3 protein-coding genes and 1 pseudogene are annotated in these 15,253 nt (G+C 66.2%); all 4 read left to right on the forward strand.

Going from position 1 to position 15,253, the window contains the following annotated elements; genetic code table 11:
• Nucleotides 1–31: 31 nt before the first annotated feature.
• Nucleotides 32–9,886: a peroxidase family protein gene (locus tag Q8M82_RS00240; RefSeq protein WP_305689390.1), complete on the forward strand. Its 9,855-nt coding sequence runs from the start codon at nucleotides 32–34 to the stop codon at nucleotides 9,884–9,886.
• Between the two features lie 80 nt (nucleotides 9,887–9,966).
• Nucleotides 9,967–11,754 carry a type I secretion system permease/ATPase gene (locus Q8M82_RS00245; protein WP_305689391.1) on the forward strand — a complete coding sequence of 596 codons (1,788 nt, stop codon included), beginning with the start codon at nucleotides 9,967–9,969 and terminating at the stop codon, nucleotides 11,752–11,754.
• Nucleotides 11,751–14,435: a cadherin-like domain-containing protein gene (locus Q8M82_RS00250; protein ID WP_305689392.1), complete on the forward strand. Its 2,685-nt coding sequence runs from the start codon at nucleotides 11,751–11,753 to the stop codon at nucleotides 14,433–14,435. Before Q8M82_RS00245 ends, Q8M82_RS00250 begins: the two co-directional genes overlap by 4 nt.
• A 20-nt stretch (nucleotides 14,436–14,455) precedes the next feature.
• Nucleotides 14,456–15,253, forward strand: a pseudogene (locus Q8M82_RS00255) (HlyD family type I secretion periplasmic adaptor subunit); the annotation flags it as partial.

The following is a 15,253-nucleotide window of genomic DNA, read 5'->3' on the forward strand; positions in this document are numbered from 1 at the left end:
GGCGTGCCTGCGGATCATCGGGAGTATCGTGATGTTTAAGCTGAACTTGCACGATCTGGAATTCGTCCTGAAGCAGATCAAGATCGGCGAAGCCAACGCCAATGGCGCTGACCTGACCGAAATCCGCGTCGATCCGACGACAGGCGAGATCATCACCGATGCCACCGCCTACGCGGGCGGCGTTTTCGTCGGCAACGCGACCTATCCGCTGACGAATGTGGACGGCCCGATCCTCTACGTTCGCGCCATTCCCGATCCCCACACGCCGTTCGGCATCCGCACCGTGGACGGCACCTACAACAACCTCGTCGAGGGCCAGGAAACCTGGGGTGCGGCGGGGCAGGGCATGCCGCGCCTGCTCGACGGCGGCGCCTATCTCAACGAGGTGGATGGCGACTCGATATCGTTCGGCCCGACGAGCACCCTGACCAACACCAACTACACGCCCGGCTCGCCCTCAAGCCAGGGGCCGGGGACGGTCGTGGACGCCGATCCGCGCCTCATCTCCAATCTCGTCTCGGACATGAGCCTGAACAACCCGGCGGCCATCGTCGCGGCCCTGACCTTTGCCGGCAATGAAGACCCCTACGGCACGCTGGCAGATGTCCAGGCCGAACAGCCCGACTGGGCCGCCAACCTCGCCGTCATGCTGAGCCCCACCGCGATGCTTAGCCCGACGCCGCCGCCGACCGCGGCCGCGATCGCGGCGGCGAAGGAAGCGGCGCGTGACGCCGTCAACCTCGTGCTGGAGCCGTTCGGCATCGAGGTCGATACCTCCGGCTCCCTGTCGATTCCCAACGTCGCGCCCGACGAGGGCCTGTCCGCGCCGTTCAACGCGTGGATGACCTTCTTCGGACAGTTCTTCGACCACGGCCTCGACCTGATCTCCAAGGGCGGCGCCGGCACGATCTACATCCCGCTGCAGCCGGACGACCCGCTCTACGTGCCCGGCGGCCGGACCAACTTCATGGTCCTTACGCGGTCGACCAACATTCCCACGGACGACCCGAACCAGCCGACGCAACGCAACGTCACCACCTCATGGGTCGACCAGAACCAGACCTACACCTCGCATGCCTCGCATCAGGTGTTCCTGCGAGAATATGCGACCGTGGCGGGCAGGACCGTCGCCACCGGCAACCTGCTCGACGGCGTCGGTCCCGATGGCGGGAAGAACGGCCTGCCGACCTGGGCCGACGTCAAGAACCAGGCCCGCGAGATGCTCGGCATCCAGCTGGAAGACCGAGATGTCGGCTCCGTGCCACTGATCCTCACCGACGCCTACGGCAACTTCATTCCCGACGCGGCCACGGGTTACGCGAGGGTAATCGTCGGCGTCGGCGGCGATGGCGTTCCCAACACGTTCGACGACATCACCGTCTCGGGTACCCCTGCCTCGCCGATCATTCCTACAGCCGTGGGGGCGCTACGCACGAACAACGCCTTCCTCGACGACATCGCCCACAACGCCGTGCCGACCGGCACGTTCGACCATGACAACGACCCGCTCACGGCTAACGTCGCCATCGCCGCCGACACCGACACCGACACCGGCAATGCCATAGGCACCGACATGCGGGGCAACCGGGTCGCCTACGACAACGAGCTTCTCGACCGGCATTTCATCACCGGAGACGGGCGCGGCAACGAGAATATCGGCCTGACCGCCGTCCACCACGTCTTCCATTCCGAGCACAACCGCCAGGTCGAACTTCAGAAGAAGACCATCCTCGAGAGCGGCAACCTCGCCTTCATCAACGAATGGCTGAGCACGCCGATCACAAATCTGAATCAGATCGACACTCCGGTCGAGATCGCTGGTCTGAACTGGGACGGCGAGCGCCTGTTCCAGGCGGCCCGTATGGCGACGGAGATGCAGTACCAGCACCTCGTCTTCGAGGAGTTCGGCCGCAAGATCCAGCCCGCGATCGACCCCTTCGTCTTCAACGCGGTCACGGACATCGACCCGTCGATCTTCGCCGAGTTCGCCAACGTCATCTATCGCTTCGGCCACTCGATGCTGACCGACTCGATGCCGCGCGTCTTCATCGATCAGACCACCGGCGCGATCACCTCGCAGGACGACATGGGCCTGATCGCCTCGTTCCTGAATCCGCTCGTGTTCAACTATGTCGACGCCGATGGCAATCCGGCGACTGCCCCCGTGCAGATCAGCGCCGAGCAGGCCGCCGGCGCCATCGTGCGCGGCATGACCACCGAGCGCGGCAACGAGATCGACGAGTTCCTGACCGGGGCCCTTCGCAACAACCTGCTCGGCATCCCGCTCGATCTCGGCGCGATCAACATCGCCCGCGGTCGCGACACCAATATGCCGACGCTCAACGAGGCGCGCGAGCAGCTCTACGCCGCGACGAGCTCGACCTTCCTCAAGCCCTACGAGAGCTGGGTCGAGTTCGCGGCCAACCTCAAGAACCCGCTCTCGGTGGTGAACTTCATCGCCGCCTACGGCACGCATCCCTCGATCGAAGGCACCGTCGCGGAGAAGCGCGACGCCGCGATGAAGCTCGTCTTCGGCGATCCGGATCTGGTGCTTGTGAACGAAATCGCCGCGTTCAACGCCGACCGCATCGCGTTCCTCAACGCCACCGGCGCCTACACGGCGGCGAACACCGGCCTCAACAGCATCGACCTCTGGATTGGCGGCCTGGCCGAGAAGAAGATGCCGTTCGGCGGCTTCCTCGGCTCGACCTTCAACGCCGTGTTCGAGGCGCAGATGGAAGCGCTGCAGGACGGCGACAGGTTCTACTACCTGACGCGCACCCAGGGCCTGAACTTCCTCGTTGAGCTGGAAGAGAACTCCTTCGCCAAGATGATCATGGCGAACACGGACCTCGCCCAGCCGGGCCCGGACGGCATCCGCGGCACCGCGGACGACATCGTCACCCGCCATATCGGCGCCGATTCCTTCGCGGCCTACGACTATGTCTTCGAGGTCAACGCGGCCAACCAGCACGACTACGATCCGGACAACCTCAGCCTGTCCGGCGTTGATCCCGGCGGCAACGATCCAGTCCTCGAGGCGCTGGGCTTCGGCAAGGTCGTCCGCGACGATCCGCGCACGGCGGCCGTGGAGACCAACTACTTCCGCACCTTCGGCGGCGAGCACGTCGTCGTCGGCGGCACGGACGGAAACGACACGATCATCACCGACTTCGGCGACGACGGCATCTGGGGAGGCGCGGGCAACGACCGCATCGAATCGGGCGCGGGCGTCGATCTCGTCCTCGGCGGCGCGGGCGACGACATCATCACCGACTCGGGCGACACGGGCGACTTCCTCAAGGGCGAGGAAGGCAACGACGTCATCGCCAACTCCAACGGCCTCGACGTCATCATGGGCGGCGAAGGCAAGGACGTGATCTTCGTCGGCGTCGACGACACCGAGGTCTTCGGCGGCGAGGGTAACGATTTCATCCTCGGCGGCGACGGCATGGACTTCCTGATGGGCAACGAGGGCGACGACTGGATCGAGGCCGGCGGCGGCTTCGACACCACGGCCGGCGACAACTCCGAGCTGTTCTTCAACTCGACCATTCTCGGCCACGACGTGATGTTCGCCGGCTCCGAAGAGCATGATTTCGACGCCGAATCCGGCGACGACATCATGGTCCAGGGCCCGAGCGTCATGCGCAGCGAGGGCATGCTCGGCTTCGACTGGTCGATCCACAAGAGCAACCCCGAGGCCGCCGATTCCGACCTCACCAAGCCGATCTTCACCACGGATGCCGAAGACATCCTGCGCGACCGCTTCGACGCCGTCGAGGCGCTCTCGGGCTGGGAGAGGGACGACGTGCTGCGCGGCGACGACCGCAGCTCGACCCCCGCCGACGGAGCGGGCAATCTCGCCAACGCCGAAGGCACCATGGTCGGTCACGAGCTGACCCAGGCCGGCGTCGATCGCATCGACGGTCTGCGGCTGCTGATGGGCAGCGCGCTCGCACAGGGCACGTCCGGCTTCGAGGGAGGCATCGCCTTCGACGACGGCAACATCCTGCTCGGCGGCGCGGGCAGCGATCTCATCGAGGGCCGCGGCGGCAACGACTTCATCGACGGCGACGCCTGGCTCAACGTCCGCATCCGCATCACGGCTCCGGGCGTCAGCAACACGGCTGCCAACGAGCTCGCCACGATCGACAGCCTGAAGCACACCTTCACGGCGCCACAGCTCTTGGCTTTGGGCCTGACTGATCCCAGTCTGGTCGGCAAGACGCTGTCGGAGCTGATGATCGACCGGCAAATCGTGCCGACGCAGCTCAACATCGTCCGCGAAATCGTCCTCGACGACGGCGTGGGCGAAAACGGAGTGCGCGACATCGACGTGGCCGTCTTCAACGACAGCTATCTCGCCGCCGACGGCACCCCCAACTACACCATCACCCAGAACGGAGACGGCACCTTCACGGTGTCGCACGACAACGTCACCATCGGCATCGATCCCGATACCGGCCGGCAGATCGTGTCGGATGGCGTCGATACGATCCGCAATGTCGAGGTCCTGCAGTTCGCCGACCGGGCCATCTCGCTGGTCAAGCCCGTGCTCGAGCTGAACGGGTTCGACCCCGTCAACCGCAACTGGGGCGACGACTTCACCACGCGCGCCTACACCAACAACAACCCCGGCACGACGAACGCCTTCAACGGAGCATGGGTCGAATCCGGCGACGCAGGCGCCGCGCAGAGCGCGACGGACGGTTCGATACAGATCACGACGCTCGGAACGCTGACCTTCTCGCAAGGCAATGCCGACGACTCGTCCATCGCGCGGTCGCTGAACCTCGCCAACGCGGTTTCGGCAACCGTGTCCTTCACGATCTCCGATGTGAACATCACCGGCGCCGACAACGAAGAGATCATCTTCGAGGTCTCCGGCGATGGCGTGACCTTCACGACCCTCGAAACATTCGACAACGGCGATGGCGCGCAATCGTTCATCCTGCCAGCTAGCGCCCTCACCGCGAACGCGGTTCTGCGTTTCCGCTCCAACAACACGCTCGATGGCGGGCAGAATCCAGAGTCCTTCTCGATCGACAACCTCGCCGTCAACGCCGTCTTCCTGGCGCCGTCGGCGACGCCATCGGTTGATGTCACGGCGAACTATGACGAGGACGCGGTCGCGGTCTCCATCGGATCCGATCCGCGCATCACCGACTTCGGCTCAACGCTCGCCTCCGCCCGCATCGTCCTGACCAACGCCTTCCCGGGCGATACGTTGGTGGTACCGGCTAGCCTGGCGGCTCTCGGCATTTCGGCAGTCACTCAGGTCGTGGCATCGACCATCGTCGTCACGCTGACGGGAACGGCGTCGCTGGCCGCCTATCAGACGGCGATCCAGTCGATCGGGTTCCGCAACACCTCGCAGGCCCCGGACACGACGCCGCGCATCATCGAGACCACCGTCAATGGCGGCTTCTTCGAGAGCGACCCCGCGATCACGACGATCACCGTCCAGTCGGTCGACGACCCGGTCAATGCCGGCAACGACACCATCATCACCAATGCCCTGCCCGGCACGGCGATCGTGGTGCCGAAATGGGCACTGCTTGCCAACGACACCGATCCGGACAACACGATCGACATCACGGCGGTCAGTACGACGATCGGCAGCGATCTTGTCGCGAATCTCGGTGCGGACGCCATCACAGTGACCGACACCGGGACACCGGGCGGCTCGTTCCAGTACACTGCGGCCGGAGGGCCTGCGACCGACAACGCCACGGTCACGCTGAACTCGGTCGCTAACACGACGACGCTCAGCGAGACATTCGGCAGCACCAGCTACACCGACAATGACGGAACAGGGGTCAATACCTGGGCTGACAACTGGGGCGAGAACGGCGACGACGGGAGCAGCACAAGCGACAACGGCCAGATCCGCATCAATGGGAGCCGGTTGGAATTCGACAACGGCAATAACGCAGGCAATAGCAACGGCGCATCGATTCAACGAGGTCTGTCCGGACTTGCCGGCGCGCCGTCCGCAACGATCTCGTACAATGTTACCGAAGCGCTCGATGCAAACGAAACGGTGACCGTTCAGTTCTCCAGAGACGGTACAAATGCTAATCTTCAGCAGGTTCAGCTGATCAACAGCGCCACGGGCAACAACGGCGTCAGCAATTTCGTCCTGACGGGCCCATTTACCGCCGCTGCCTTTATCCGCTTCACGGTGTCGGCGCTCAACGATGGCGACGACCTTGTCAGCATTGACGACATCAGTGTCACCTTCCCGACCACGGTCAACGGTGGCGCTACCGGCGAAATCCTGATCGGCGACGTGAACGGCTCGACGTTCAACGCCGGCGGCGGCAACGACATCGTCATCGGCGGCCTCGGCAACGACACCATCGATGCCGGCACGGGCAATGACACGATCGTCTGGAACGCGAACGCCACGGGGCCGACCGACGGGCGCGACTTCATGAACGGCGGCGGCAACACCGACACCGTCATCATCAACGGCAACGACGGCGGCGACGCCTTCGTCGTCTACAGCCGCGCGGCCGCGATCACCAACGGCGTAACGCCGCTCAACGCCAACACCGAAATCGTCATCACCCGCAACGGCGTGGCGATCGCCGATCTCGACAACGTCGAGGAGATCATCATCAACACCGGCGACGGCACCGACTCGGTGTCGACGATCGGCACCTTCGCCGGCACGACCCTTTTGCCGAACACGATCACCATCAACGGCGGCGCCGACGACGACACGGTCGACATCTCGGCTCTCGCCTCGGCGCACCGCGTGGTGTTCCGCAGCAATGGCGGCAACGACACGATCGTCGGCGATCTGCGTCCGCAGGACGTGGTCGAACTGGCGGCCGGCCAGGACATCTCCGGCTATACGCTGGTGAACAATGGCAACGGCACCCAGACCTTCGGCAACGGCACCCACTCCATCACCTTCACCGGTGCGGTGCCGCCTCAGTTCCAGAATGGTCCGGGGACCGGGGGGACGGGTCTCGACGACGAGGATTTGGAAGACCTTCTCGACATGGTTCAGGACGGGCTGGTCCGCGACTCCTCGGGCTATGGCAACAATGTCGACAATCCCGAGTGGGGCACGTCCGGTGGCCAGTTCATCCGGCTGACCGACGCCTACTATACGGACGGCGCGTCGGGCATCCGCCAGACGGGGCTTACTCCGCGCGATATCTCCAACATCCTGTCCAACCAGGACAATGACGGGGACGGCATCGAGGAGAGCATCGTCAATGCCTTCGGCGGGACGAGCCTGCTGACCTTCTTCGGCCAATATTTCGACCACGGGCTCGATTTCGTGGCCAAGGGCCAGCCGGGCTCGGTCTATATCGGCGACGTCGGCGCGACCCCGGTCAATGCGCCGCGCTCGAACATCGTTCCGGGTACCGGCGTGGACCCCGACGGCATTCCCAACAGCGGGGACGAGATCCCGGCCGAGTACGTCAACCAGGCCTCGCCCTATGTCGATCAGAACCAGACCTATGGTTCCAGCAACGCGATCACCAACCTGCTGCGCAGGTGGGAAGTCGGCGCTGACGGTGAACCGGTGCAGACAGCCTACCTGCTGTCGGGGGACATCGACGCCTCGGGCAATCCGCTCCTGCCGACGCTCGATCATATCCGCGCCAACTACCGGGTCATGACCGGCGGCGACGAACTGACCGCGGAGGACATCTCGAACTATGACGGCAGCGGCCAGCCGCTCCTGATAGACTTCATCCCGGCATTCGTGCCCGGCACCAACCCGCCGCAGCTCGATCTCGACGCCATCGGCCATTACTTCATCGCCGGCGATGGCCGGGCCAACGAAAACGTCATGCTGACCTCGATCCACACGATCTGGGAACGCAACCACAACTTCTGGGTCGACGAGATCAAGACCAAGACCAACAACGCGTGGACCGAGGCCGAATATTTCGAAGCGGCTCGCATGATGAACATCGCCGAATACCAGCGTGTGGTGTTCACCGAGTTCGCCACCGCGATGGCCGGCGGCTTCGACGGCGACGACGAACATGGCTTCGAGGGCTATGACCCGACGGTCGACGCCTCGATCTCGGTGGAGTTCGCCCAGGCGGCCTATCGCTTCGGCCACTCCATGCTCAACGAGACCGTGAGCTATGTCGACGCGAATGGGGATCTTCAGGAGATCTCCCTGGTGCAGGCCTTCCTCAGCCCGAACCAGGTCTCCGCACTCGGGATCGACGGCCTGATCGGCGGCTCGGTCCAGGTGCAGCACCAGGCGATCGACGAAGACGTTGTCAACGCGCTCCGCAACCAGCTCGTGGGGCGGCCGCTAGACCTTGCCGCGCTCAACATCTTCCGCGGTCGTGACATGGGCATCGCCCCGTTCAACGAGGTCCGTTCGCAGCTTTACGAGCAGACGGGTCTCAGCGCCCTGCGGCCCTATTCGGACTGGGCCGACTTCGCGCAGCGCAACGACATCTCCGCGACGATGCTCGGAAAGCTGCAACTGGCCTATCCGGACGGGTTCGAGACGATGGATCTGTGGATCGGCGGCCTTCTGGAGAAGCCGATGGCCGGCCAGCTCGGCTCGACCTTCGGCTATATCTTCCTCGAGCAGCTCGACCGGCTGCAGCACGGCGATCGCTTCTATTATCTCGAGATCTTCGACGACTCGCTGTTCACCGATGAGAACAGCATAACGTTCGCCAAGATCATCGAGCGCAATACGGGGCTCACCGGGTTGCCTGAAAACGTCTTCGACCTCGACGCGTCCAATGCGCCCGCCGACGACGATGACAGCATCTTCGATAACGACGACGACGACGACGACGCCGGGAACGGCGACGATGATGACGACGATGATGACACCGACGGTGACGACGACGACCAGGACGACGATGATGACGACGCCGGGAACGGTGACGACGACGACAGCGATGACGATGACGACGGCGATGATTGCGGCTGCGACGACGACGATGTCGCCACGCCTCCGCCGGCCTCGCCCTCGGGCGGCGGTTTGCGGACCGGGACGCCGGGCACGGATGTCCTGGTCGGGACGGCCGGGGCCGACAACATCATCGGCTTTGCCGGCGACGACGTTCTGATCGGCGAGGCTGGCGACGACCGGGTTTCGGCTGGCGAGGGCGCTGACTTCGTCGATGCGGGGGCGGGGGCCGACATCGTCTTCCTCGGCGGCGGCGACGACCATGGCTTCGGCGGGGCGGGCAATGACGCGCTCTATGGCGAGGCGGGCGACGACCGGGTCTTCGGCGAGGCGGGCGACGACCGTCTCGAGGGCGGGGTCGGCCGCGACACCATGGTCGGCGGCGCCGGCGACGACCTGATCGTGGCGGCGGTGGGTGACGGCGACGACACCTATCATGGCGACGATCTGGACGGCGGCGACGGCGTGGACACGCTCGACATGTCGGCGATCTCGGCCTCGATCACGGTCGATCTCGGCTCGGGCCTTCTCGGCCGCGGCAGCGCCGTCAGCGTCGAGAGCGGAACCGACACGCTGTGGGGCATCGAGAACGTCGCCACCGGATCGGGCGAGGACACGATCACCGCCAGCGCGGCCGTCAACGTGATGGAGGGCGGCGCCGGCGACGACGTGTTCCGCTTCACCAGCGTCCAGGCGGCCGACGGCGACACGATCCTCGATTTCGAGCCGGGCGACCGTCTCGATCTCTCCGGGATCGACGCCGACACCGGGGCCGACGGCAACCAGGCCTTCACCATCGCCAGCGGTCCGCAGTTCACCGCCTCGGCGCAGTTGCTGGTGACCTATGAGACCCGCGCCGACGGCGACTACACGGTGGTGTCGGGCAATGTGAACGGTGACGACGAGGCTGATTTCCAGATCAACCTCAAGGGAACCCACACGCTGAGCCCGGGCAACATCGTCCTTTGATGCTTCGGGCTTAGCCACCCCGGCCCTTTGGGTCGGGGTGGCGCCGGCTTCATCGCGTCAGCGTCATCGGGAACAGCGTCATGATCTCCAACAGTCTCGCACGGGCCCGCAAACGCGATGCGGCGAAGTTGACGAAAGGCCTCCGTGGCATCTTCGTCTATCTCGTCGCGATCTCATGCCTGATCAACGTGCTGGCTCTGACCGGCTCGCTCTACATGATGCAGGTCTACGACCGCGCCCTGAGCAGCGGCAGCGTCCAGACGCTGATCGCGCTCTCCGTCATCGCGCTGGTGCTGTTTCTGTTCCAGGGCGGCTTCGATGCGGTGCGCTCGCGCATCCTGCTCAGGATCGGCGCCCGCTTCGACCGCGACATCGCCCCGACCGCCCATCGCGTGGCGATCGACATGCCGCGCTTCGGCTTCTCGACCACCGAGGCGATCGAGCGCGGCCGGGACGTCGACACGGTACGAAGCTTCCTGGCCGGACAGGGGCCGGGCGCGCTCTTCGACATGCCCTGGATCCCGATCTATATCGGCTTCATCTATCTGCTCCACCCCTGGCTCGGCGCGCTGACGCTGGCGGGCGCGGTCGTCCTGACGCTGCTCACCATCGCCAGCGAGGTCTTCGCCCGCAACATCTCGACCGAGGCCAGGCAGTCGGCCATCGGCCGCAGCCTGATCGCGGAGTCCAACGCCCGCAACGCCGAGGTGCTGAAGGCGATGGGCTTCGCCGGCCGCGCCACGCGCCGCTTCGCCGAGGCCAATGAGGCCCATCTCGAGATGCAGTCGCGCGCCAGCGACCTGGTCGGCTCCTTCGGGGCCTTCTCCAAGGTGCTGCGGATGATCCTGCAATCGGCTGTGCTCGGGCTCGGCGCTTTCCTGACCATCAAGGGCGAACTCTCGGCGGGCGCGATCATCGCGGCCTCGGTCGCCTCCTCGCGCGCGCTCGCCCCGGTCGACCAGGCGATCGCCAACTGGCGGCCCTTCGTCGCCGCGCGCCAGGCCTTCGCCCGGCTGCGCGAGACCGTCGTCGCGCTCAGCCAGGCGGTCGAGCCGATGCAGTTGCCCGCGCCCCACCGCTACCTGAAGGTCGACCGCATCACCGTCTCGGCGCCGGGCACCGGCCAGGTCCTGCTCAGCGACGTCTCCTTCGACGTGATGGCGGGCCAGGCGGTCGGCATCATCGGCCCCAGCGGCGGCGGCAAGACCACGCTGGTGCGCGCGCTGACCGGCATCTGGCCGACATTGCGCGGCTCCGTGCGCCTCGACGGCGCCGAGCTCGAGCAATGGCCCGAGGAGGATCTCGGCCGCGCGGTGGGCTATCTGCCCCAGGAGGTCGGGCTGCTCGACGCCACCGTGGAGGAGAACATCTCCCGGCTGGCCGAGCACGACGATTCGAGCGGCGTCATCGCCGCGGCCGAGGCGGCGGGCATGCACGATCTCATCGTCAGGCTGCCGGCCGGCTACCGCACGCCGCTCGGGCCCCAGGGCATGGCGATCTCAGCCGGCCAGCGTCAGCGCATCGGCCTGGCGCGGGCGCTCTACGGCAACCCGTTCCTCGTCATCATGGACGAGCCCAACTCGAACCTCGACGGCGAGGGCGAGGCTGCGCTGACGAAGGCGATCGAGCAGCTCAAGGCGCGCGGCGCGATCGTCATCATCGTCGCCCACCGGCCGAGCGCGCTCGCCGCTGTCGATCTCGTGGGCGTGATCCAGGCCGGCAAGCTCGCGGCTTTCGGCCCGAAGGATCAGATCATCAAGCCCTCCTTGGGGGCGGCTGCGCAACCCGAACCGAGCAAGCCGATGCCCGGCCTGCCCAAGGTCGCTGGCTTCGGGGCTCAGTTCGAAGCGGAACGGGTGTCAGCATGATTGACGTCAAAGCCGCGCGGCGATCGGCCGATACGCCGCCATCATCCGCCCAAGTTATTGCCCGAAGCGAGCAGGACGCACCGCTGTCGATGCGCGGGCCGGGGCTGCTTCTCGCCATCATGGCGGCGGCCATCGCCTATGTGCAGGGCCTTGTCGGCAAGAGCGAGGCGGCCACGCCGGAAGACGAGGCACAGCGCCAGCAGGCGGCCGACGAAGCGACGGCGGCCGTGGAGGAGGACGTCCCGGACGTGGCCAAGCCGCCGGCGCAGGTCGAGCCCGAGGACGAAACCGGCTCGATCGGCGGCGAGAACCAGCGCGCGATCGGCTCCGGCCAGCCGAGCCCGGCCGTGCCGGGTCTGCCAGACTACATGAACATCGATTCGCCGGCCTTCGATTTCGAGCAACTGCCGCTTCCGGTGATCGCGGGCATCAGGCCGCCCCCGACCTTCGGCGAGGACGCCAGCAACGACAATGGGCGGTTCTTCGCCAGCGGGGCGGCCGGCGTCGCCCTGACGCCGACGGCCAACGCCGCAGCCGCCGGCGGCTCGGGCGGCGTCGGCATCGGCGAGACCTTTATCACGGCCGGCTTTACGCTGCCGCTGCGCCCGGTGGAGCCGATCGCCCCGCCGGAGCCCGACCTGCCGGACCCGCGCGACGACACCCCCGATCCGCAGGCTCCCGAGCGCAACCGCGCGCCGCGGGTCGCGGGCGCGCTGCGCCTTGCCGATATCGGTCCCTGTCAGGCCTCGCTCCTGACCGCGCTGATGCTGCTGGCGGGCGCCAGCGACGCCGATGGCGACACGCTCGCGCCGCGCAATCTTACGGTCTCCCACGGCACGCTGACGCAGACTGCCGAGGGCTGGCTCTACCAGCCGCAGGCCGGCTATTTCGGGTCGATCACGCTCAGCTACGAGATCAGCGACGGGCAGGCCTTCGTCGCCCAGAGCGCGACGTTCGACGTCGTCGAGTTCCTTCGGCTGATCGGCACGCCGCAGGACGACGTCCTGATCGGCAGCGAGTGCAACGACCTGATCGAGGGTCTCGACGGTAACGACATGATTGAGGGTCGTGGCGGCAAGGACATCATCCTCGCCGGCGCCGGCGACGACGTGATCTACGGCGGCGCGGGCAACGACACCATCGATGCCGGCGCCGGCAACGACGTCGTGTTCGGCGGCTCCGGCAACGACATCATCCGCGGCGGCATCGGCAACGACCAGCTCCATGGCGAGGATGGCGACGACGAGATCCACGGCGAGGCTGGCGACGACTGGCTGACCGGTGGGGCGGGTAACGACCTCCTCGACGGAGGCGACGGCAATGACCGGCTCGACGGCGGCGAAGGACATGACCACCTGATCGGCGGCGACGGCGACGACGAGATCGCGGGCGGCGCGGGCGACGACGTCATCGAGGCCGGCGCGGGCGACGATCTGGTCGACGGCGGCGACGGCGACGACAGCATCGACGGCGGTTCGGGCCGCAACGCGATCCTGACCGGCAATGGCCGCAACAGCGTTACGGCCGGGGATGGCGGTAATGCGGTGATCGGCGGGAACGATGCCGACATCATCAAACTCGGCTCCGGCGACGACGTGGTGCGCGCCGGCGGCGGCGACGACATCGTCGATGCCGGAGCCGGCAGGAACGCCATCTTCGGCGAGGATGGCGACGACCGCCTCGTCGGCGGCGACGGCGACGACGTGCTGGACGGCGGGACGGGGCGCGACGAACTGGTCGGCGGCGCGGGCCAGGACCGGCTCGTCGGCGGCGACGGCGACGACCTGATCGATGCCGGGACCGGCAACGACGTGATCTTGGCCGGCGCCGGGCAGGACACCGTCATGGCCAGAGACGGCGACGACGACGTCGATGCCGGCGATGGAAACGACGTCGTGCTGGCGGGAGCCGGCAATGACCGCGTCGAGGGAGGGTCCGGCAACGACATCCTCCTCGGGGAGGCGGGCGACGACTGCATCGACGGTGGCGAGGGTAACGACACGTTGATTGGCGGGGTCGGCCAAGACGAGTTGCACGGCTCGGCTGGCGACGATCATCTGGCGGGCGGCGCGGGCAGCGACACGGTCTACGGCGGTGCTGGCGACGACACGGTCATGGTCGACGCCGATTGCGCCGACGACGTCTATGCCGGCGGCTCAGGGACCGACACGCTCGATCTGAGCGCGCTCAAGACCGGCACCGTGGTCGATCTGGTCAAGGGCGAGATTAAGAGCGCCGAGGCCGGCAAGGACACAATCGGCAGCTTCGAGGTCGTCATCGGCGGCTCCGGCGACGACACCTTCGTCATCGGCAAGACCGCGACCGTTATCAGCGGCGGGGCGGGCACGGACACGTTCAAGTTCGAACTCGACGGGCGCGACGCCGACGAGGAGGCCGAGGAACTGATCCACAGGATCCTCGACCTCGAGGTCGGGGACCGGATCATCGTCAGCCAGTACACAATCCGTGAGGATGACGACCGCGACGATGACGACCCTGGCGACCAGGACGACTTCGCGCGCATCTATGGCGACGATGGCGACGACCGCCCGTTCCGCTTCCGCATCGAGAAGGTCGGCGAAACCGAATCGACCTTCATCGACGTGCTGATCGAGGACGAGGGCGAGAAGGACTTCTCGATCGAGGTCAGCGGCAATCACCGCTTCTATTACTACAGCTAGCCGTCACAGCGGAGCGAGCCATGAACGCCCATAACTTCGACCGCACTCTCTTCGAGAGCGCGGCGGCCATCGCGAAACCGCCCGTGAAGAGCTTCTCGCTGCGCGGTCACGTCGTCTTCGGCGCGATGCTTGCGCTCGGCCTCGTCATGGGCTGCGGCGGATGGGCCGCGACCGCGAAGCTCGCCGGCGCGGTCATCGCGCAGGGTTCTGTCAAGGTCGACCAGAACCTCAAGGAGGTGCAGCACCGCGACGGGGGGACAGTTCAGGCCATCACCGTCCGCCAGGGCGAGATGGTCGACGAGGGGCAGGTGCTGTTCCAGCTCGACGACGTCCAGATCAAGACCGAGCTGTCGATCATCCGTTCGCAACTGGCCGAGTTCCTCGGACGCAGGGCGCGGCTCGTCGCCGAACGGGACGGTCTCGACACGATGATCGATCCACCGGGGATGGCCGACCTCAGCGACGAGGCCACGAAGATCATGACAGGTGAGCGCCGCCTGTTCGAAGGCAACCGACAGAACCGGACCAGCCGCCGGGAACTGCTTGAAATCACCATCGTCCAATCCGGCGAGGAGGTCAAAGGCCTCGAGTCCCGCTTCGCAGCGAAGAAAGAAGAGCTGCGCCTCGTCGAGAGCGAGCGCGAAAAATATCTGAGCCTGTTCCAGAAGGGCTTCGTCGACGGCGTCAAGGTCTTCAACATCAACCGCGAGTGGGCCCGTTTGCTGGGCGAGCGCGGCGAGATCGAGACGATGATCGCCCGCGCCAAACTCAGGGTCAACGAGGCGCGCCTCCAGATCATCGCGATCGACGAGACCGCA

The sequence above is a fragment of the Allobosea sp. genome, assembly GCF_030694325.1.
Taxonomy (GTDB): domain Bacteria; phylum Pseudomonadota; class Alphaproteobacteria; order Rhizobiales; family Beijerinckiaceae; genus Allobosea.